Annotated in this window: 17 protein-coding genes and 1 riboswitch; of the genes, 4 read left to right on the top strand and 13 right to left on the bottom strand. The window is 50.3% G+C overall.

Going from position 1 to position 20,582, the window contains the following annotated elements; translation table 11 throughout:
- The first annotated feature begins 29 nt into the window (after nucleotides 1-29).
- Nucleotides 30-878, top strand: a complete 849-nt coding sequence (locus tag AB9R92_RS12930; RefSeq protein ID WP_370669834.1) for an STAS domain-containing protein — start codon at nucleotides 30-32, stop codon at nucleotides 876-878.
- Between the two features lie 55 nt (nucleotides 879-933).
- Here AB9R92_RS12930 and AB9R92_RS12925 read toward each other — a convergent pair whose 3' ends face one another.
- Nucleotides 934-1,386, bottom strand: coding sequence for an SRPBCC family protein (locus AB9R92_RS12925; RefSeq protein WP_370669833.1), 453 nt, complete (start codon nucleotides 1,384-1,386; stop codon nucleotides 934-936).
- Between the two features lie 138 nt (nucleotides 1,387-1,524).
- Between AB9R92_RS12925 and AB9R92_RS12920 the strand changes: the two genes are divergently transcribed.
- Nucleotides 1,525-2,277, top strand: coding sequence for a class I SAM-dependent methyltransferase (locus AB9R92_RS12920; RefSeq protein WP_370669832.1), 753 nt, complete (start codon nucleotides 1,525-1,527; stop codon nucleotides 2,275-2,277).
- A gap of 56 nt (nucleotides 2,278-2,333) precedes the next feature.
- Here the strand turns inward: AB9R92_RS12920 and AB9R92_RS12915 are convergent, their stop codons facing one another.
- The 12 genes from AB9R92_RS12915 to AB9R92_RS12860 form a co-directional block, all read right to left on the bottom strand.
- Nucleotides 2,334-2,876, bottom strand: a complete 543-nt coding sequence (locus AB9R92_RS12915) for a GNAT family N-acetyltransferase (protein ID WP_370669831.1) — start codon at nucleotides 2,874-2,876, stop codon at nucleotides 2,334-2,336.
- 30 nt (nucleotides 2,877-2,906) lie between these two features.
- Nucleotides 2,907-4,271, bottom strand: a complete 1,365-nt coding sequence (locus AB9R92_RS12910; RefSeq protein ID WP_370669830.1) for an MATE family efflux transporter — start codon at nucleotides 4,269-4,271, stop codon at nucleotides 2,907-2,909.
- A 101-nt stretch (nucleotides 4,272-4,372) separates the two neighbouring features.
- Entirely contained in the window at nucleotides 4,373-4,927 is a 555-nt protein-coding gene (locus tag AB9R92_RS12905) for a TetR/AcrR family transcriptional regulator (protein ID WP_370669829.1), read from the bottom strand.
- A gap of 472 nt (nucleotides 4,928-5,399) precedes the next feature.
- Nucleotides 5,400-5,888, bottom strand: a complete 489-nt coding sequence (gene thiW, locus AB9R92_RS12900) for an energy coupling factor transporter S component ThiW (RefSeq protein WP_370669828.1) — start codon at nucleotides 5,886-5,888, stop codon at nucleotides 5,400-5,402.
- Nucleotides 5,885-6,532, bottom strand: coding sequence for a thiamine phosphate synthase (thiE, locus tag AB9R92_RS12895; protein ID WP_370669827.1), 648 nt, complete (start codon nucleotides 6,530-6,532; stop codon nucleotides 5,885-5,887). Before thiE ends, thiW begins: the two co-directional genes overlap by 4 nt.
- The gene (gene thiD, locus AB9R92_RS12890; RefSeq protein ID WP_370669826.1) at nucleotides 6,477-7,355 is read right to left on the bottom strand and encodes a bifunctional hydroxymethylpyrimidine kinase/phosphomethylpyrimidine kinase; all 879 of its coding nucleotides are present in this window, start codon (nucleotides 7,353-7,355) and stop codon (nucleotides 6,477-6,479) included. The genes thiE and thiD overlap by 56 nt, the downstream gene beginning before the upstream one ends.
- Nucleotides 7,345-8,106 (bottom strand): hydroxyethylthiazole kinase, encoded by a 762-nt coding sequence (gene thiM, locus AB9R92_RS12885; protein WP_370669825.1) that lies wholly within the window; start codon nucleotides 8,104-8,106, stop codon nucleotides 7,345-7,347. The genes thiD and thiM overlap by 11 nt, the downstream gene beginning before the upstream one ends.
- Nucleotides 8,099-8,788, bottom strand: coding sequence for a thiaminase II (tenA, locus tag AB9R92_RS12880; protein WP_370669824.1), 690 nt, complete (start codon nucleotides 8,786-8,788; stop codon nucleotides 8,099-8,101). Before tenA ends, thiM begins: the two co-directional genes overlap by 8 nt.
- Nucleotides 8,789-8,877: 89 nt before the next feature.
- Nucleotides 8,878-8,979: riboswitch (TPP riboswitch) on the bottom strand.
- Between the two features lie 373 nt (nucleotides 8,980-9,352).
- Nucleotides 9,353-10,435, bottom strand: coding sequence for an AI-2E family transporter (locus AB9R92_RS12875; protein ID WP_370669823.1), 1,083 nt, complete (start codon nucleotides 10,433-10,435; stop codon nucleotides 9,353-9,355).
- Nucleotides 10,436-10,770: 335 nt separating this feature from the next.
- Complete coding sequence (locus AB9R92_RS12870) at nucleotides 10,771-11,883, bottom strand: S1C family serine protease (protein WP_370669822.1); 1,113 nt, start codon at nucleotides 11,881-11,883, stop codon at nucleotides 10,771-10,773.
- 183 nt (nucleotides 11,884-12,066) lie between these two features.
- A complete protein-coding gene (locus AB9R92_RS12865) occupies nucleotides 12,067-14,076 on the bottom strand; it encodes an acyltransferase family protein (RefSeq protein ID WP_370669821.1) in 2,010 nt (669 codons plus the stop codon).
- Nucleotides 14,077-14,285: 209 nt separating this feature from the next.
- Nucleotides 14,286-17,789, bottom strand: a complete 3,504-nt coding sequence (locus AB9R92_RS12860) for a DUF6359 domain-containing protein (protein ID WP_370669820.1) — start codon at nucleotides 17,787-17,789, stop codon at nucleotides 14,286-14,288.
- A gap of 369 nt (nucleotides 17,790-18,158) precedes the next feature.
- Between AB9R92_RS12860 and murJ the strand changes: the two genes are divergently transcribed.
- Nucleotides 18,159-19,685, top strand: coding sequence for a murein biosynthesis integral membrane protein MurJ (gene murJ, locus AB9R92_RS12855; RefSeq protein WP_370669819.1), 1,527 nt, complete (start codon nucleotides 18,159-18,161; stop codon nucleotides 19,683-19,685).
- 15 nt (nucleotides 19,686-19,700) lie between these two features.
- Entirely contained in the window at nucleotides 19,701-20,579 is an 879-nt protein-coding gene (locus AB9R92_RS12850; RefSeq protein WP_370669818.1) for a PIG-L deacetylase family protein, read from the top strand.
- The last annotated feature ends 3 nt before the right edge of the window (nucleotides 20,580-20,582 follow it).

Genomic DNA, 20,582 nt, shown 5'->3' with positions numbered 1-20,582 from the left:
ATGATTGTGCAATTGAGGAGAAGAAGCGGATGTTCAAAAATATTGAATTACAGGATTTTTTGCTGGAGAAAACCAAAGGATTGACTGAGCAATGGTACAAAACACTCGATAAAACCGCGGGTGGCGTCTACGCTGAAACCGAACCACAGGCCATCGAGAAGCTGAAGCAGCAGAACTATGAGTTCCATGAGCTGTTCTGTTCCGCGTTCAGCAAGGACAAGGAAGATTGCGTTGAAATTTTTCATGAGTGGATCATGCGCGTTGCCAATGACGAAGCGCATTTGTCGACGCCGTTCAACTCGGTCATCAAGGAATTTTTCCGTACGCAAAAGCAATATTTGGAGCTGATCGAAGAATTTGCGGTATTACAGGAAGAAACCATTTCACATGCCCAGTTGAATGCCTGGAACCAGGCCGTGGTCGACACGACGAATGCCATTATCCTGGAGTTCATCGACCAGAATACGAAAGCGGCCGAACGCCGTTTGAATGCCCAGCAGGAAATGATTGTCGAAATGAGCGCACCGGTCATCCTGCTTTCAGAAGACAGTGGATTGCTTCCGTTGATCGGCGAGATCAATACGTACCGTGCAAAAATCGTCTTCGAGAAAGTCTTGCAGCAATGCCATGAGAAATCGATCGAGCGTTTGTTCATCGACCTTTCCGGCGTGCCGATCATCGATACGATGGTCGCCCACCAGATCTTCCAGCTGATCGAAGGCTTGAAAATCATCGGCGTGCGCACGGCACTCGCCGGCATCAGCCCGGAAATCGCCCAGACCGCAATCCAATTAGGCGTCAACTTCGGCGAAATCGATGTCTACAATAAATTGGACCAGGCCTTGCGTTATCACAAATTGGAATTTACGGATAACTAAAATCCCTACAAGAAAACCCATCCGCTGCGACTATGTGGATAGGTTTTCTACGTGCTTATCGGTTTTCCGCGATGCGCTTCAGTTCGGCGGCGCGCGTCGATAGGAATTTTTCCATATGGCGTTCGAGAAATAATTTATCGGCCAGTTTTCCGATGGCCCCAAACGGCGCCCGGTAGACGAACCAGTCTTTCATCAGCGTGCCGCTTCCGCTTTCGGTAAATTCATGTGTGTGGTGAAAGGAATGAAAAGCGCCTTTTACCATGGCGTCGCTGAAGCGGTACGGGCGCTCCATATCGGTGATTTTCGATGTGAGCTTTTGGCGGACGCCGAGATGCGTCGCTTTCCACGTCACCCAGTCGCCCAGTTTCATCAGGCCGCTTGTCGTGCCGGCAATGGCGCGTTCGTTGGTGTTCGAGACCGTTTCGATGTGCACTTCGATGCTTCTGGCCAAATCAAATACGCGCTCGATCGGTGCTTCAATATACGTTTCGTGATAGATCATGGGCATGTGATTCCCCTCATTTCTCGTGTTGGCTGTCTGCCTTTCTTTACCCTTAACGTGCCCGGGTTATTCGCTGCTCCTTTGTCCAGCAAGCAGGAGATTCTTTAGCTTCCCGAGAATGATTAAAGGACAGGAGGAATTTACGTGAACACAGACATTTTGAAACAAAACCGCACGAGCTGGAATACGGTCGCCGGCCATTTTAACGGCGTCGATGCACTGCCTGGCTATGGGCCCTTTTCGCAAAGCGAAGAAGAATTGCGCTTATTTGATCCGATTGAAGGCAAAAACGTGCTCGATATCGGCTGTGGCAGCGGCCATTCCTTGCTTTACATGAACCGCCAAGGGGCAAAGGACATATGGGGCGTCGATTTGTCCGATAAGCAAATCGAACAGGCAACAGAGATGTTAGAGGGTTTGGATGCCCAGCTCTATTGCGCCGCGATGGAAGAAGACATCGGGCTGCCGGAACAATATTTCGATATTGTCTATTCGATCTATGCGATCGGCTGGACGGTGGACCTCGACCGGACCTTCGAATTGATTTATTCCTATTTGCGGCCTGGCGGGACCTTCATCTTCAGTTGGGATCATCCGCTCTATGTCCACTTGAAAAGTGAAGATGGGCTCGTTTCATTGAACGGCTCCTATCAGGATGAAGGCAGCGTACATTACGCCAATTTTAAAGGCGAGAATGCGCCGATGACCATTCCAAAGCGCAAGTTCAGCACGTATTTAAACGCCTTGGTGAACGCTGGGTTCAAGATCGAGCAAGTGGTCGAGCCGGATGTTCCGCATGAGTTGAAGGATACAGAAGCGGAAGTATCGGACCGCTATTACTCGCTGTACAAAGCGCAGAAATTCCCGACAAGCTTTATCATCAAAGCAAGGAAATAACGAAAGACCGTGTCTGCGCCCAAGCGTAAACACGGTCTTTTATTATGATCCTATGATTAGCGGATCCGCCCCATCATTACGGTATCGTAATAGTTGCCATCTGCTAAGCGCTTGTCCATCTTCAGCACGCCTTCCACTTCGAAGCCGCACTGTGCATACAACTCGATGGCTTTTTCATTGCGTTCGAGCACTTTCAAGTTCATCTTTTTGATCGCTTGTGCATCCGCCCAGTGGATCGATGACTCCAACAGCTTGCGGCCGATGCGATAGCCCCAGAATTGCTGGAGCACTCCGACACCGAACTCCACTTGATGCTTCGTGCGGTTCAGCGCGTTTCCTTCGCATCTGGAAAACCCGGCGATGTGCCCGTCCACTTCGGCCACAAGAAATAAATTCCGTAGGCTTTTCGCATCTTCTTCGATGAGGCGCTCGAAAGCTTCTCGATCCAAATAAGCTTCTCCCCGCTCGCGGTCCATATTTTCCGTCTCGCCGTCGATCTGCAAACGGACTTTCGCCAACTGCGCTGCATCTTGGATCTCCGCACTTCGAATGCAATAATCCAAGCCTTTTACTTGAAACGATTGTTTCGCTAGTTGCATCTCCTCATCCCCCTCAGCTGTTGAAATGGTTTATTTGTATTGCGCCGTCATATCTGCAGTGAACTGTGTTTTCTTTTTCTGCCTCATTTGATAGTAAACGATTGTCAGCAAAACAATCAATTCCGATAAGGGAATCGCAAGCCATGCACCCGTGACGCCAAAAAACACTGGCAGGATGCTTAGCAAGATCAACAGCACGACAATTTCACGCGCCGCAGTAATCCATGTCGCCATGCGGATTTCGCCGGTTGATTGATAATAAGTCATCATGACGAAATTGGCTCCCATGAACAGGTACGCGATAAAGAACAGCTGGATGCCGGACGTCGCGAGTTCCATGACAGCGTCCGGGAAATCGCCGAATACGCTGGCGATGGCGGCTGCGAAAAATTGCCCGAAGAGGAAGAACAGCAAGCCTGCCGTAAATGCCGTTCCAATCGCCAATTGCAGCGTCTTCTTGATCTTCGCCTGGTCCTTCGCCCCGCTGTAAAAGCTGACCAGCGGCTGGATGGCCGAACCCATTCCAAGGAATGCGAGCAGCATGACGCTGTGGACGTAGTTGAGAATCGCGAATGCCGCAACACCTTCCGTTCCTGCCAGGCGTTCAAAGACATTATTATGCGAAATGGTGAACACCGACATGCCCACTTCCGCCAAGAAACTCGGGAAGCCGATGACGAGTATCAACAGAAGCAATTTGCGGTTCGGCTTGAACCGGACAAAGCGCAATTGATTGCCTTTTTTAAAGAAATGCGTGCACAAGACGAGCATGCCGACAAATGCAGCGAGCAAGGTGGCAGCGGCCGCGCCTTTGACGCCGAAATCCAACACGAACAAGAACACGTAATTCAAGCCGATGTTCAAAAGAGACGTCGTGATGAGCGACACCATCGCGAGGTTCGGGCTGCCGTCATTGCGCACCATGATGCTGAGGGCATTTTCCATTGTGAAGACGAAGCCGAACAGCAGCATCAAGTACAAATAATCGGAGACAAATGGATAGGTTTCCGCATTGGCCCCGAGCAAATAAGCGAGCTCCGTGCGAAACGGAAATGCCACGAGGCCGATGAGAAGCGTCACCGCAAAAATCGAAGCCATCGCATGTGAAAAGACGACACGTGCCTCCTCTGTCCGCTTCGCTCCCATGAGGGCAGAGAATCTCGTGGCGCCGCCGATGCCGATCCATAAGGACATCGCGACAAATAAGGTATAGACCGGTGCCGCGATGCCGACGCCGCCGAGTGCGACCGGGCCAAGGCGGTTGCCGACCATGATGCCGTCCGCGACGATATTGATGGCCATCAGCAGCATGCCGATGGTCGAGGGTACTAAATAACGGACGAATGCCTTGCCGACCGACTCGTTATCCAAACGATGTATAGATTGTTGTGCCATGTTAAATTGCCTCCTAGCTCTTTAAAACACTGAAAACTATATTTGTTTTTTTAGTTTTTTCAGTCCGAAGAAATACTGGCCTTAGTTAGCCAGTATTTTTCCTATTCTTTTTTGACGAAGCCGTCCAATAATAATTCACTCATCGTTTCAACGGCTTCCTTGATGGAAATGCTTTGTTCCGAGAAGAACTGTTGGTCCAAGGTAATATTGACGACGTTCAAAATCATTTTCATCAACAAGTCGATGTTCTGTTGTTTGATCAGGCCGGTTTCCATGCCTTCTTCAAGCAATTGCTTCAAGTCGTCCCATTGATTCATTTCCCGGTCGACGCGCTGCCATTGTTCCGGATAATAGCGTTTCAACTGCTCCAAAACGCGCAAATCGAAAAAGTCATTGTGGTTCGGGATGAGGACGATCAGTTGATGGATTTTTTCCTGCAAGCCGAGGGTATCGTCTTCACGGATGGCGTGCGCTCGCTGTTCATATTCCGAAAAGGCCTGGTCGATGATCGTTTCCAGGATTTCCAGTTTGGATGAAAAGTTCTCGTACAAGGTGCGCTTGCTGATGCCCAGCCGTTTTGCCAAATCATCCATCGTAAATTTGATGCCGTTATTTCTCGTTTCTTCGATAAACGCCTGTATAATCCGATTTTTCACAGCCGAACCCCCTTTATGAAAACTAATAATACTATAATCGTTTTCTTAGTTCAAGTAGAAGGATTTATAGACATAAATAAGGATCGGCTTTGTAAGCCAATCCTTATTAGAGTGTTGAATAAGTTCATGAATTAGAATGGGATCATCTTCTCGACATTCAAAAATCAATGATCTATCTAAGTATTTGGAGAAGCGTTCGCTCGTAAACCCTTCTGCTCAATAATGCTGCGCATTACTTTCGCAAAGATAATGTCTCCCATAGGTCGACCTTATCTTTCCAGTGGATCAGCGAGACGACCGAGACCCCGCAAGGAATGAATGGGCGAAGCTTAGCTGAGAACATTCATTTGCGACGCATCTGCTACGCAGATGTGGGAGCACAAGGGTTTCAAAGCGACTGAGGAGGCTTGGGCGCGAGCCCACGGAAAGCGAGCGATAAGCTTCGGAAAATGCGGTTTTCTAACTCTTTCTTTTACGCCAATAATTTACTGCTTTTCGTTTTCTCCAAACGGTACATCAATATGACGCCAAGCACTGCCCCGCTGATGCTCGATACGAGAAATGGCGGCATGAAGAACAAAGCGCCGACTTCGGTTCCCATCAGAACGCGTGCATAAGGCACCGCGACGAGCGAGGCGATGATGCCGGTGCCAAGAATCTCACCAGCTGCCGCAAACCCGAGACGTCCGCTGTAGCGGTAAAAGACACCGGCAAGCAACGCGCCGACCATGCCTCCCGGAAACGCGAGCAGCGAGCCGGTCCCCGTCAAGACGCGAACGGCGCCGGTCAATAAGGCAATGACCACCGCAGGCCCTGGCCCGAAGACGACCGCCGCGATAACATTGATCGCATGCTGCACCGGATATGCACGCGCAATGCCTGCCGGGAACCAGACGAACGCGGAGCCGGCGACGGCAAGTGCGACGAACATCGCCATAAGGACGAGTTTTCTCGTGTTCATCCGACACGCCTCCCCGGAATCGATTGTTTGAAGCGTTCGATTTGCCCTGCCACATCCTGGGCCTGTGCGATGGAAGAAATGACGGCGATGCCCGACACGCCTGCCCGCCAGACCATTTCGGCGTTGCCCGGTTCGATGCCGCCGATGCCGATGACCGGCACATTCGGGTATTGAGCTTTCACTCGAACAATTTCTGCGACACCCGCAGGCGGTTTTGCATCGCTTTTCGTGCGCGTTCCGAACACCGGCCCCATCCCGAGATAGGTGGCGCCGCATGTCAGCGCTTCGTTCGCTTCCTTGACCGAATGCACCGAAACACCGAGCGCCATCGATGCGCCGATCCGCTTCCTCACTGCCCCGCAATCCATATCGTCCTGCCCGATATGGATGCCGTCCGCTTCGATTGCGCAAGCCAAGTCGACATCGTCATTGACGAACATCGGCACAGCGTATTCACGGCATAAGCTCTTGCACTTGGCGGCGAACTCCACGAGCGCGTCATCCGTCAACGCCCCGCGCCCTTTTTCGCGCAGCTGGAAATGGGTGATGCCCCCTTGAAGCGCTTCTTCAAGCAGCGCGAGCGGCTCTTTAGTACCGGCGTTTGTCGTACCCATTAGAAAATAAATCGCTGGATTCCCGAACAAGATGAACAACCTCCTTTACTGATGATTCCTTATAGGCTGCATGGTGCGTCGGGCCGTGGCCATGGCCGATGTGAAGCGGATACGCTAGAGCTGCCTGGATGAATTCTTTTGCGGTGAATAAGGCTTCTTCTACCGATTTGCCTTTGCCGAGTTCGGCTGTCAGCGCCGCTGAAAAAGTGCAGCCCGTCCCGTGCGTCTGTTGGGTCTGGAGACGTTCTGAGCGCAGCAAGATCACCGTGCCTTGACGATCCAAATAAAAGTCTTCCGCAACGTCAGGGTCACTGCTGTGGCCACCTTTGATGATGACGGCTTTAGCACCGATCGATAAAATCGCTTCCGCTGCCTGTCTGCGTGAGGCATCGTCTGTGATGTCCATGCCGCTTAACACTTCTGCTTCCGGGATATTCGGCGTGATGATGGCAGCGAGCGGCACAAGCATCGTTTTGATTGCTTCGACCGCTTCCTGCTGCAATAAAGAAGCGCCGCCTTTGGCGATCATGACGGGATCGATGACGAGGTTTTCCCAGCCGTGGCGCTGGATGCCTTGTGCCGTTTCTTCGATGATGCCGGCGTCAAACAGCATGCCGGTCTTGAGCGCGCGGATGTCGAAGTCCGTCCCGATGGCATCGAGCTGTTCTTTGACCGCTTTTCGGTCCATCGGGTAAATGCCGTGAACGCCCAATGTGTTTTGGGCGGTCACCGCCGTTACCGCCGAGCAGCCGAATGCGCCGAGTTCCTGGAAGGTTTTCAAATCTGCTTGTATGCCCGCTCCTCCGCCCGAATCGGATCCCGCGATTGTCAGTACTTGCGCTTTAGCGTCCATAAAGTGCCGCCTCCTGTCGTTTCGATAGTTCGTCCAAAAAGGCCATTTGGAATGTTCCCGGGTTCAAGGCGACTTTCGACGCGCGGCTTCCTGCATTCGCATACATCTGCAAGCCATACGCAAGCGCATCAAGCGGGGCAGATTCTTCGTCGGTCAAGAATGCGGCAAGCACCGCACTGAGCAAACAACCCATTCCAGTGACCGACGCCATCATCGGGTCTCCGCCTGTAATGTGCTCGGTGCGTTCACCGTCCGTCACCAAATCACGGCTCCCCGTCACCGCGACCAGCGTTTGATGTTCATCGGCCACTTGTTTGGCGATTGTTTCCAAATCCACTTGGCCTTCCCCGGCATCGACGCCGCGCGCTTGCCAGTCCGCTCCCGCAATGGCCGCGAGTTCACCGGCATTGCAGCGGAGCAGTGTGATGTCGAGTTCCGCAAGCAATCGCTTCACTGCCTGCAACCGGTAGCTCGTCGCGCCGGCACCGACCGGATCGAGCACGACCGGGATGCCTTTTTCCATCGCCGCGCGTCCTGCGATGAGCATGCTTTCAAATGAGCGTTCCGTAATCGTTCCGATATTGAGCGATAGGGCATCGGCGTGTCCCGTGAGTTCGGCCACTTCCTGCTGTTCGTCGCCCATGACCGGCGAGACGCCGAGTGCGAGTAGGCCGTTTGCCTGAAAGTTCGAGACGACGTGATTGGTGATGCAATGAATCAATGGTTTTTTTGCGCGCAATTCCCTAATCATGGCGAACACTCTCCTTTTGAGCCGGCAGCTCCCAAGTTTCCATTGTCCACGCCTGCTGCCAGAACTGCCATTCATAATAACTGCTTCTTCTGAAGCGCGTTTTCAATTCCTTACGCCGCTCTTCCGGCAATCCTTCTGCCAATCGGTCCATCCGTTCGATTTGTTCATTCACCAGTTCCCCGAACCATTCGGAGCCGTATGTGCCGATCCATTTCTGGAAAATCGGTTCCTCGGGCGTTGCGGTCTTCAAGCGTTCGCCGATTTCGTAGTAAAGCCAGTAACACGGAAGCAAGGCTGCGAGCACGTCGGCCAGATCGCCTTCTGCCGAACGGTACATATGCGAGACATATGCATAAGCGTGCGGCGAGGGTTCGAATAGTCTCCAATCTTCCTCGGTCACCCCGAGCAATTCCATAAACGATTCATGAAGCGCGAGTTCCGCGGCGCAGGTCTGTTCCGCGTGATGCGCAAATGACTGTGTGGTCTTAAGGTCTTTGGCTTTGGCCGCACCGATCGCCTGTACTTTTGCAAAATGCGTCAGGTAATACGCGTCTTGCATAACATAGAATTTGAAAACGTCGAGCGGCAAATCGCCTTTCGCGATGCCTTTGACGAACGGGTGTTCAAAACTGGCGTCCCATAAATCTGCACATTCCAACCGGACTTCTTTACAAAATGTCATGTCGCTCTCTCCTTTTTTGGGCAAAATAAAACACCGCTTCCCAGGTGAGGAAGCGGCGATAAAGGTCAGCTGTAGAAATTGGAAAAAGGCTCACAATTCGCCCACTTCCCTACGCTGGTATGATCCAGATCAGGTTCAAAGGGTCCGGACTCTTGTCCGTCTCAGCCAACATGGCTCCCCTAGTGGAATAGCGATATTTTTTTATTGTCGGCAATAGAATACCATAGCTGGCCTGCGAATTCAAAACTTTTCGAAATTAAGGGTTTGGTTGGAATCAAGATTGCGGGAGATTGATCGTCTGGTCGGTGTCGGGTTAATCATATTATTGGCGGCTAGCCGAAGCCTCCCTTGGGGTTGAGTTTTTGCAATGGGCCACTGAATTGGCGAAAGGCAGTTGAACCGATTCATTTGCGACGCATCAGCTTCCGCATTCCCTTGCAATTTCGAGGGAAGAAGTGAGTGACTTTGTTGCTTCATTCGCATGGATTCGCCCGCTTAGCTGCAGTGGTGGGTGGGAGTAAGATTTCGGTCGGCTTGTTTCCCGCTGCATTTTTTTCTACCCTTTCACCGCATCGACGGATAACGCAAACGGAGCAGGCGGTAGAGGTTTTGAACGACGGCTTTGCCTAAAGCGTACGTCGGAATCACCAGGATCATTCCGACGAGCCCTGCCAGGTTGCCTCCGATGTATAGGAGGAAAATGATGGTTACGGGATGGACCGATAATTTTTTACCCATGACATTCGGTGAAATGAAATTGCTTTCAATCTGCTGGATGATTACGATGGCGATCAATACCCACAACGCGAGAATCGGGTCCTGGAAGAAGGCCACGATGATCGCCGGAATCGCTCCGAGGACAGGGCCTAAAAAAGGGATGACGTTCGTGAATGTCGCAACGAGCGCCAAAATGATGGCATAGTCTACCCCGAGTATTAGATAGGCGATATAACAAAACACCCCAACAAACAAACTGACAATCGCCTGGCCCTGGATATAAGCACTGAGGTTTTCATCCATGTCGTGAAGGATTTTGGCCCCTTCTTCCCTCGAATCTTGCGGCAAAAGCTTCAGGAAGCTAACCGGCAATTTTTCGCCGTCCTTCAGTAAAAAGAACAGCACAAAAGGAACGACGATAAGGGAAGTCAATGCACTGATCAGCACGCCCGTGAAACTGAGGATGTTTGAACCTAGGCCCGTCAGCATTTCCCGGAAGTTGTCGGCGATGACAGCAGGGTTTAAATCAGGCAAAAAATCCTGTTCTTGGATGTAACTCCACCATTGACTCGACAAGGCGGCATTTGCCTGATTCTGGACTCCCCGGACGATAGCTGGAAAGTTCTCCACTAGTGACTGGATTTGGCGGAAAATGAGCGGGCCGACCCATAGCGAAAAGCCGATGAGCAGACCGATGAACGCCGCGAAAATCATCAGGATCGCGACGACCCGCGGCATCTTTCTTGATAATAGCTTGACGAGAGGCCTGAAGATATAAAACAAGATGCCCCCGATGATGATGATCGGCATCAAGGTGGAAAATGCCACACCGATCGGGTAGAAAACAAACGGCACCCGGGCGGCCAGATTGATGATGGCGAAAATCACAAGAATGTACATTAGAAAGCGAAACGATTTTGTCTTGGGCATTTCGATTCTCCTTTCCTCTGATTCCATTTCTTTGACTGGTCCGGCGGCGGCCTTGTCATCTACAGTCGGCCATCAGCTGAAAGTCGCTTCCTTGTTCAATGCTCAGTTACACTATTTTTAAAATTTGTTTCGCGGAAAATGGCAAGCCGGCTTATCTGTTTCAATTACTATAATATTAATTACACTTCAACACATCAAACACCTTTAAACTTGTGGGCGCTTGGAACTCTTTATCATTTTTACCCAATAAAAAAACAGCCTGGCCGATTAGCCAAGCTGTCTGTTCATTCATTTCCAAGGTTTCTTATAATATGATGCCATCAAATGAAAGCACTTTAAATTTCCTCCACACGCTCGATCTGATAATCCCCGTACTCATCAATCACGATGGTGTAGCGGCGGCGATGGTCGATCGTCCCGGTCTCGCCGTTTGCTTCGTGGTAATTGAACACAGCGCCTGCCTCCACATATGCGGCATCTCCTTCAATCTCGACGGAAGTTACTTCCGGCACGACTGAATCGAATACGCGGCCCGCTGCTGAATACTCCTGCACAACACTGTCGACTGCTTCAACTGCCTGGCTTCCCGGTACCAAGTAAGAAGAATAATAATTCAGTTTCTCGTCATTCATCGAATACGGCAACAAGTCATAATAAGCCTCGATGAAACTCGACAACAGCGCCTCGTCAAAATACGCATCCTTCACGGACGGTTCGACCAATTGCGAATCGGGAAACGGTTCCGGGTTATTCGCCCAGCTGTCCAATAATTCCTTTTTCAAATAAAGCGGAATCGCATAGCCGATTTCGGGATTGTCCTCGAGCATGACCGAATTGATGCCGAGCACTTTTCCGGTGCTTGCATCGAGTAATGGCCCGCCGCTTGAGCCTTGCTTGATCGGGGCATTCATTTCGTACAAATCCGTATAGACAAAGACTTCCGAGAAATCGACGCCGGTATCGGTAATTTCCCCTTCGGTCGCAGTGTTCGCCGCGTTTTCAGGACTCCCGATGGTGATGACCGGTGTCCCGATATCCACCGCTTCCATCTCCTGCTCAAGCGGCTCTTTTCCTGCGAGGTCCTCGACACGCACAAGCGCCAGATCTTCATCGAGCGATATGCCGATCACTTTGCCCGCAAACTCCTGCCCGTCGCTATTGACGAGCGCGATAAACGTCGCATCGCGCACGACATGGGCGTTCGTCAAGATATCGCCTCGGTCGTTGTATAAAAAGCCGGAGCCTTGCTCGAAATCGGTATAGATCGTGTAGACATGCGTCTTGGCATTCGCGATCATCACCGCTTTTTCCTGAGCCGCCGTATCGACCGGCGAATCCGCCTGCCCGGTTTCAGTTGCGGGCGGTGCTTCCGTATCTGTCCCTCCGCAAGCCGCGAGAATCATCGCTGACAGGAAAACCATCAGCCAGTGCATCATCCGTTTGTCCATAATCTCAACCCGCTTCCGTTAATGTGAGTTCATTATAGCAAGCCATAATTGAAAAAGGAACGGGAAAGGACATTGAATGGGTGGGAATGTAATTTCCGTTGCACGCCCGGCATTGAACGGCGGGAATCAGAAAAGCTGCCTTGGCACTCTGCTTTCGCAGCGGCCAAGGCAGCTTTTACCCCGTTATTTTTCTTGAGCTTCCAATGCTTCCAGCAACGGCTTTTCGAAAACCGGCGCAAACGTTCTGGAAAACGTCGCCGTCAGATGGTTGCTGTCGAAATGCGTAACGATGTTTCCGACGACATAATAACAGGAATCCTGGTCACAAAAATAATCGGTCAGGTCGATCGTGGTGGCAGTTTCCGGCATATAGTCCACTTCTTCTAAAGGACTCGGGTCACGGATGACTTCCTCCCGGTCGGATTTGCAGTTTTCCGGGTTGTCCGGATTCTCACTTAAGCACGTCAAAACGTTTTGGTCGTACCAAGGCGTATCGCGTACGAGGAATAGCGGCACTTCATGCTGCTCGAAAAACTTCCACGCTTCAATAAACCCATCCGAAACTTCATCGAAATCTTCTTTCGAACTGCCTACATTCCCTACCGTGAAAATCAGGTCAGGTTTCTCCGATACTAATGCCTCTTTTACATTTTGGAACCAGACATTGCATTCTTCAAATCCTTTTCTGCTGTCTTCCGTAAATCGGCAATTGCCTTTTAAATACGTGACAACTTTTAGGTTATGGGCCTCGGCCAATTCCGCAAGCATCGGCTGCCAGTGGGCGGCATGCGACCCTCCGACCAACGCGATCGTATGGTCGTAATCGGTCAATGCCCCGTACTCACATGGCTCGGCTTCTGTAGTTCCCTTGCCGGACAAGCAGCCATCTTCATAGATTTCAGATCGATCCTGCTTCACGAAGTCCAGGCTCGGCAGGAAAGGTTCCTCAAATTCCGCAGGAGGCGTTAGGCGGCCGTCTTCCAGATAAGTGACAGCTCCGGGATGCGTCTCGAAACTTTCGCTGAGCAACTCGGAACTGACGGGCGGTCCCGCCAAGTAAGCTTCTTGATAAGCGATGGTCGAGGCCCAGATGGCGGCGGAGAAAACTGCGATAATGCTGGCGGTTTTCCAGACCGGGAACTGGATTTTCCGGATCGGCAACTCGAAACCGTAAATCGTGAAATAGGCAAAAATCGTCGCTGCAGCGATAATCGCTAATCCGCCTGTGAGCGAAACCGATTCGACGCCAAATAACGCATAGTAGAAAATCAGCAATGGCCAATGCCATAGATAGAAAGCATAGGAAATGCTTCCGAACTTGACGAGCGGCTTCCAGCTAAGCAGTTGGAAAGCTGAATAGTTCGTCGAATAGTTCCCCGCGATGATGATCAGAACGGCTGAAAGCACCGGCCACAGCGCAGCATAGCCCGGGAACAGCTCTGATACTTGAAGGATGATCCCGCAGCTGATGAGTCCGATTAAGCCGACCCAGCCGAAGAGCCAGGCCACGCGGCTCGAGACGACAAGCTTGTGGATGGTCAGTGCGACCAAGCCGCCAATCCCGAACTCCCAGACCCGGGTGAACGTATGGTAATAGGCCACCGGCTGGTTTGCTGCGGTCAAATAAACCGAATAGCTGAATGATGCCAAAGCAAGAATGGCAATCAATACTGCCAGCATGCGTTTCATGTTATTTCCTGAAATCAGCTTCAGCACCGAAATGGCCACAAAGAAAACGACAAGCCATACCAGATAAAATTGGAACTGGATGCTCAGCGCCCAGAAATGCTGAAACGGCGAAGCGCTATTGTTCTGCGCTAAATAATCCACCGAATCCATCGCCAGCCGCCAATTCTGGAAATAGGACACTGATGCTAGAAATTCATTGATGTTCTGCTGTTTCGTAAACGGGGGCAATATGTACAGGCTGGCGATCAAGACGGTAATCCCAATCAGCCAAGCCGTCGGCAATAAACGTTTTAATAGTTTTACAATATAGGAAAAGTATAAAATCCGGCCGTTCTTTCGATACATCGAAAGCAATGAGGTCGTGATCAAAAATCCCGATACGACAAAAAACACATCGACTCCACCCGATACACGGTTAAACCATATATGATAGATTGCGACCAATAACGCAGCGATGGTCCGTATTCCTTCTAATTCCGGCCGGATACGTCTTTCAGTTTCCATAATTTTTTACAGCTCCTTGCATTTTCGTAAACCACACAAATTTCATATTAGCATATTTTTCCTTGCACATGACAAGCCTTGACAAATATTTTCACTATTTCATGATAAGGCAATCAAGTAATTCTTCTTTCAAGGCGCGTTTCTAGTTCTTCCTACGGAAAAAACTGCCGAACCCCCAACAATTGCTGGGTTTTCGGCAGTTTTCCTTGTTACTTTTTGCTCTTCTTCAATTGCCCCTTGTTCGTGATGACTGTATAGTTGCCGAATTCGTTCACTTCAAGCGTGAATGTTTCGCCGTTCAAGTCGCCTTGGATGATTTTCCATTTGCCTTTTTCATCCTGGCGTGCGCCAAACTGGACTTTGACATCCGGGTTCGTCAGGAAGTTCAATTCCATCGGTTCGCCGAGCGTCAAGCCGAGTTCTTCGCCGTCCGCTCCAAGTACAGCGATATCAAGCTGAGCGCTGAGTGCGGGGCGCTTGTCGACTTGCTCCGCGTCATCGATTGCCAGTGCAAGCGTCATTTCTGCGCCTGCCGCTTCAGCCAATTGCTGGAGGTTGGCTGCCGTGAACGTGAAGTTCGCTTGTTCCAATTGAACCGTCAAATCCTTGCCGCTTTCAAGAAGTGCATCGATCGTGCCTTCCGTGAATGTGATGTCGAGCGTGCCGTCTTCATCGAATTCACCGGCTGTGATGACTGCTACTTCACCTGTCAAATCAGGGTCAGCTTGCTGCTCGCCTGGCACTTGCGGTTTGTCGAACGTGATTTGGGCAAGCAGCGGGTCATGGTCGGATGCACGCCCGTGCTCTTCCATGAACATCGAGTTGATGTGGACCATATCCAGTTCTGTGTTGTCCGCCAAGTTGTTCGTCACCAATAAGTGATCGAGCACTTGCGAGTTGCCTTGGTAATAATAAGAGAAACGGTCTTCTTCCGGGACATCGTTGACTTTGTTCGACAAGATGTCGCCTTCTAGTGCATCAAGGGCTGGCGTGAATTCGAAATCGTTCATATCGCCCGTGACGACGACATTGAGATCCGGATTGATTTCCAAACCTTCTGCAATAAATCCGTTGATGGCTTTCGCCAATTCAATACGTTCCACTTCAGATCTGAATTCCGGCGGCTGGTTTTGCCCGAACAAGCCTTGGTCTCCGCCTTTGGAGTTCAAGTGCGTGGCGATGACGACGATTTCTTCGCCTTGGAATTCAAATTGCGCCGCGAGCGGCTTGCGCGTGTTTGGCATTGCAATCGGTTGGACGCGTCCAGGGTTCAATTCAAGATCGCCTTCTGGTGTCCACGAGTTGTTCTGTGTCGCAGTTCCTTTTTCGCCTTCAGACAAATCAACGCGGTCCGGGTTGTACAGGAAGCCGACGCGGATGTTGCCGCCTGGCTGTCCGCCGTCCTGGTTGTATTCCGGTGCGATGTCCGTCCAAGCATATTCAGGCCCGCCTGCTGCCTGGATGTCCTCGATGAGGCGCTCATAAGAAGCGGTCGCATCGGAGTTACCCGATTCTTCAGGCCCGTCGCTGTCCTGTACTTCGACCATCGCGATGATGTCCGGTGAGTTCAAGTCATTGACGAATGATTCTGCGATGCGTTGTGCTTTTTCATCTGAAGTGTGGCTCGGGTCCGCTGAGAAATTCTCGACGTTATAAGTAGAAACCGTCAATTTATCTTCTGCGTTTTCGATCCACGTTTGTTCTGGCTGTACTCCGCCGTCTACGATTTCCGGCAGTTCGTCCGTCTCTGTCCAGATCTGGTAGTTGCCGAATCCGTATCCGAGAACGCCGACTGGCGCTTCAGCGAATGTATCGCCGGCTTTTGCGATTGTGTCTTCTGTTGTCGATACTGTAATGCGTTCCGGGTTGAAGTCATCTTCAGATAGAAGAATCCCGTCTTGCTTGTGGAACTCGTTGTTAGTTGCGTTTTTCGATACGACGAACACTTCACCGTATTTCTGCGGGCCGACGATTTGTGCATCGGCTACGCCGACACGCATCAATTCAAGCGCTTCCCAGAAATCGATGCCGTCTTCTTCAGGCTGGAATTCCGTCAAGCCGTCATTTTCGATGTTTTGCGTTGGCGGGAACACATCTTCGCCGATAACAATCGGTTCAGGAAGTTCCGCTGTGCCTGATTTCACGACGTCCGTCGAACGGATGCGCGTGAGCGGCAAATCGTTGTCGCGCATATCGGAATAGCCTTTATAGAACCATTCTTCGACCATTCCTGCGACCGTTACGACATCCCCAACCGCAAAGCTGCTGGATGCGGATGAACGGTTGACGATAATCGCTTCTGAAGTTTTCCAGTCGCCATCACCTTCTGTATCTTGGATGACGAAGTTTGCGCCGTTATAGAAATGCGTGATGACGCCTGTTATTTCATTGACAGCCACATCTTCATATTTCGAATAATGGCCTTGTCCTTGGATGTCGCGGATTTTCAAGTCCTCTGATTTCAGGACCGTGTATGCAAATGAAAATACTTCCGATGTTTCGTCCGTGACAGCGATCGCTTTGATCAAGGTATCTTGTGTCAGGACGATCGGTCCAGTGTAAACTTCACTTTCTGCAGTCGGCGTTGAACCGTCTGTTGTGTAATGGATGGTCGCGTTATCCCATCCGCTTGCAAGCGAGATTTCAGCGCCTTCCGAGACAATGCCCGGGAAGATGTCTGTGTAGACTGCCGGCTTGTTGACGAGCTCGAAGCTCTCGAAGCCAAGCGTTTTTACTTGATAAGTCGAGTTGAATTTCGAAGCGATGCCTGAAAGGTAGATCAAGTCGCCTTCTTTGTATTGTTTCGTGAAGTCTTCGAACGTCAAGCCGTTGCGGTTATCGTTGCGGACGACGACTTGCTCGCCGTTTTCCGCGACTGCTGTGAACTCAAACGTCCCAAAATTATTAACGGCTTTCAAGTTTGTGATTTCGACGCGTTCGATCGAAATGCGTTCGCCTTGAGTCTCTTCATTAACACCTGCTGGCGAGATCACTTGTGTTTCCGGCAATTCATTTCCGGAAGACACGACTTCTACTGTGTTCGGCTGCAATTGAAGCTCCCCGCTATATTCGGAAACCTTGCCTTCCAGACGGACGATATCACCTGCCGTGACAGTTGCGCTCGATGTATAGACATAAATGCCCGCGGTTTCATCCTGCACATAGAAAGCGTTGCCGCCCCAGAAACCTGTTTCGGTTGTCACAGTCGCTTCAACGGAAATCAATTCTCCAGCTGAGTCGCGTGCCGCTTGGACATTTTCGACCGGTTCCGCTTCAGGTGGCGCTTCGCCTTCAGAAAGGATTGTGTAAGCTGAAGCTGAACGCAAACCAGGAACGGAGAAATAAGCCCCAAGCGTTCCGGTGATCGTTACTTCCGCTTTAAAGTTGCCCGGGTTGTCGGCCAGGTTCAAGCCAGTTCGGACCGAAGTGTTCGGCAATTGAACCGGCAAAATGTTTGCAGGGTCGGTTTCATCCGGGGAATCCGCCAATCCCACGTTAGTTGCCCCCGTGAAAGGTGGTTCCTGATCGTAGCTTGTTCCACTATTTGCGACCCCAACGATAAACCCTTTCACCGTTGCTGCTCCTGTGTTATTTTCAATGGCTTCTGCAACTGAAATGGTTTCCGCCGCATCGGCTGACGCCATGTATGGCAATGCAGCTGATAAAGCCAATAAGAGACTCAAAAAGATCTTGCTGAACGCGCTTTTTGTCACAAACCTTCACTCCTCTGATAAATTATTGTCATACGAATTTAGTATACTAGACATATATAAATGCTTTATTGAATATTTGTAAATTTCTTTTATTTTTGACCAAATTATTTATAATATTACCTTTTTTATCCTGTATATTAGGAGTAAGAAAGAGTTATTTTCTAATTTTGTAAATTGATTAATCCATTAGTCCTGCAAGCTTGTCATATGTGAATTTTTCCGCAACATAATCACCCGAGAGACGTCTAAACTAGAGATTTCGTGATAAGATAGGAAAATGGAATTGGGAGATTATTGCTCCTATATATATAAGGAAAGAATTTGGTTTCGTTTCACCGCTTAACCATTTGAAGAAAGTAGGATTTTGTTTTGGGCAGAAAACTCGCTATTACCGGCATTTTGTTTGTCATTGCGTCACTGTTTTTGAAAGTTTCCGGGCTTCTCCGAGATATGGTGATTGCCTATCAATTTGGGGATTCCTATCAATCAGCCGCGTATTTCGCTGCATTCGCTTTGGCAAATACCTTTATTTTATTTTTCACTACCGGCATGAAGAACGCTTTTGTGCCAAGCTTCATCCATGCAAACGCGGATGGCAAAGGCCATCACCATTTTTCCCAGATTATCCGCGGGACGATGGTACTCGGATTGATTGTTTCAGCGATCGGTGCATTCGCATCGCCGCTGCTAGTGCCTTTGCTATTTAAATTCCCCAACCTTCAGCCCGGCGTTCGAGCTGAAGCGATTGAGTTGAGTGTCGCTTTAGCTATTATTTTCTTTATAGCGGTATTCCTCGTGTCATTGAACTCAGTCTATGAGGCCTATCTTGACGCAGAAAACAAGTTTTCATTGTCGGTCATTTCACAGATCATCGTCATTGGCAGCACCATTCTTAGCACCTTGTTGTTTGCAGATCAAATCGGCGCCTACTCGATGGCGTTTGGCTATTTGGCCGGTGCACTGTTATCGTATATCGCCAAACGGCTCTGGTTCGTCCCTAAAGGCAGCCATAAAGTGATCGGCAAACTCGATTGGCAAGAAATCAAGCCCTTCTCAATCATTTTCATCCCGGTTGCCATTACGGTGATGGTCGGCCAAGTGAATCTGACAATCGATAATATCTTTGCCAGCTCATTCAGCGATTCAGCGGTCAACTACGTTAACTACGCAAAAAATATCGTTCACTTTCCGCAAGCGATTATCGGCGTGACCATCGGGACAATCATTTTCCCGATTTTGGCGAAAGCCATTGCGAATGCTAATGAAAAAAGCTTCAAACAAGGCATCGAATACGGCTTGATGTTGACGCTTTTGGTTTTGCTTCCTGCTGTTGCGGGAATGATGTGGCTGATGCAAGATCTCATCACGATCGTCTACGAGCGCGGCGCTTTTACGGCGGACGCGACAGCAGCCACTGCAAATGTCGGCTATCTGTACATGGGATCGGTATTGTTCTTCAGTTTGCAGAATATCTTAAACAAAGCTTTCTATTCGAAAAAGCAAGGCCATGTCATTTTGCGCATTTCCTTGTTCTCCATCGCGCTCAACGTCGCATTGAACATCCTGTTCATTGCATTGCTCGATTCATATTTGGCGATTCCGCTCGCTTCGTCCGTCATGGCCCTGGTCTATTTTGCGCTCAACTGGATCGTCTTTAACCGGACGCAAGGCAAGCTCGACTCGCGCTTTATCGTGAAAGACGCGGCCAAGATTTTTGCGGCGACCGCTGCGATGCTATTGGCCTTATGGCTCGCTTCCGGAATTCTTGAAGATCTTCATATCTATATCCGCTTCGGCCTGACCGCAATAGTCGGCGCCGTCGTCTACGTTATCGCGGCACTCGCCTTGAAAACGGAAATCGCGCGTTTCCTCATCAGCAAGCTTAGAAAATCATAAGGAGTTTTTCGCATTATGAAACAGGCAATCATGAAAAACGCTGCGCCGGTTTTGAATCCGGCGATCAAAGCGTCCTTAAAACGCTTTTACAAAGCGAATAAACCGCTCACTCCGCTTGAACCGGCAGAGCGCGTGCTTGTATTTGCGCCGCATATCGACGACGAAACGATCGGGCTCGGCGGGATCATCCGGCGCTATGCCGATGCCGGCGCGCAAGTCACCATCGCCATCATCACCGACGGCAAAAACAGCAACGCCGCTCCGGTTGAAGCCGATGCTTTAGCTGAAACCCGTAAACAAGAGTTGCGGTCGATCCAGGACCTGCTAGGCTTTACCGATGTCCGTTATCTGGATTATCCCGACAGCGAGATCAATCAGGTCGCTTCGAGTGAACGCTTTGGGGAGCTGATCGACGAGATCCGACCTGACACCATTTATACGACAAGCTTAATTGACGCCCATCCGGATCACGTATATAGTGCCCACCTGGTGGCCGATGCGTTGAAGCACACTGCCCATCAGCCAAAAATCGTCCGTGAATATGAGATCAATTGCCCTGTACCGCCGGAGGAAATCAATTGTATTATGGACATTACCGGTCAGTTTCAGCTCAAACTACGCGCGACTGAAGCATTCAAAAGCCAAGTAATCGCATTCGATGGATTTTTGGCGCTCGCTGAAATCAAAGCTGCCCAGACAAACGATGCACACGCACGCTACGTAGAAACCTTCATCGAAAACACGCCACAGCAATTTATCCAGGCAGCCAATCATTTGAAGGCGCAAGACCGCCAGTACGAAAAGCATTTCAAGCAAGCAAACCGCACCGTCACATTGTGGTGGGCGATTTTCAAGAACTTGAAGTTGAAAAAGGCGATTTATCAAAGCCGCTAATTA

Source organism: Planococcus sp. SSTMD024, assembly GCF_041320495.1.
Taxonomy (GTDB): domain Bacteria; phylum Bacillota; class Bacilli; order Bacillales_A; family Planococcaceae; genus Planococcus.
Note: the sequence above shows the minus strand (reverse complement) of the source record. Positions and strands in the feature narration are given on the sequence as shown.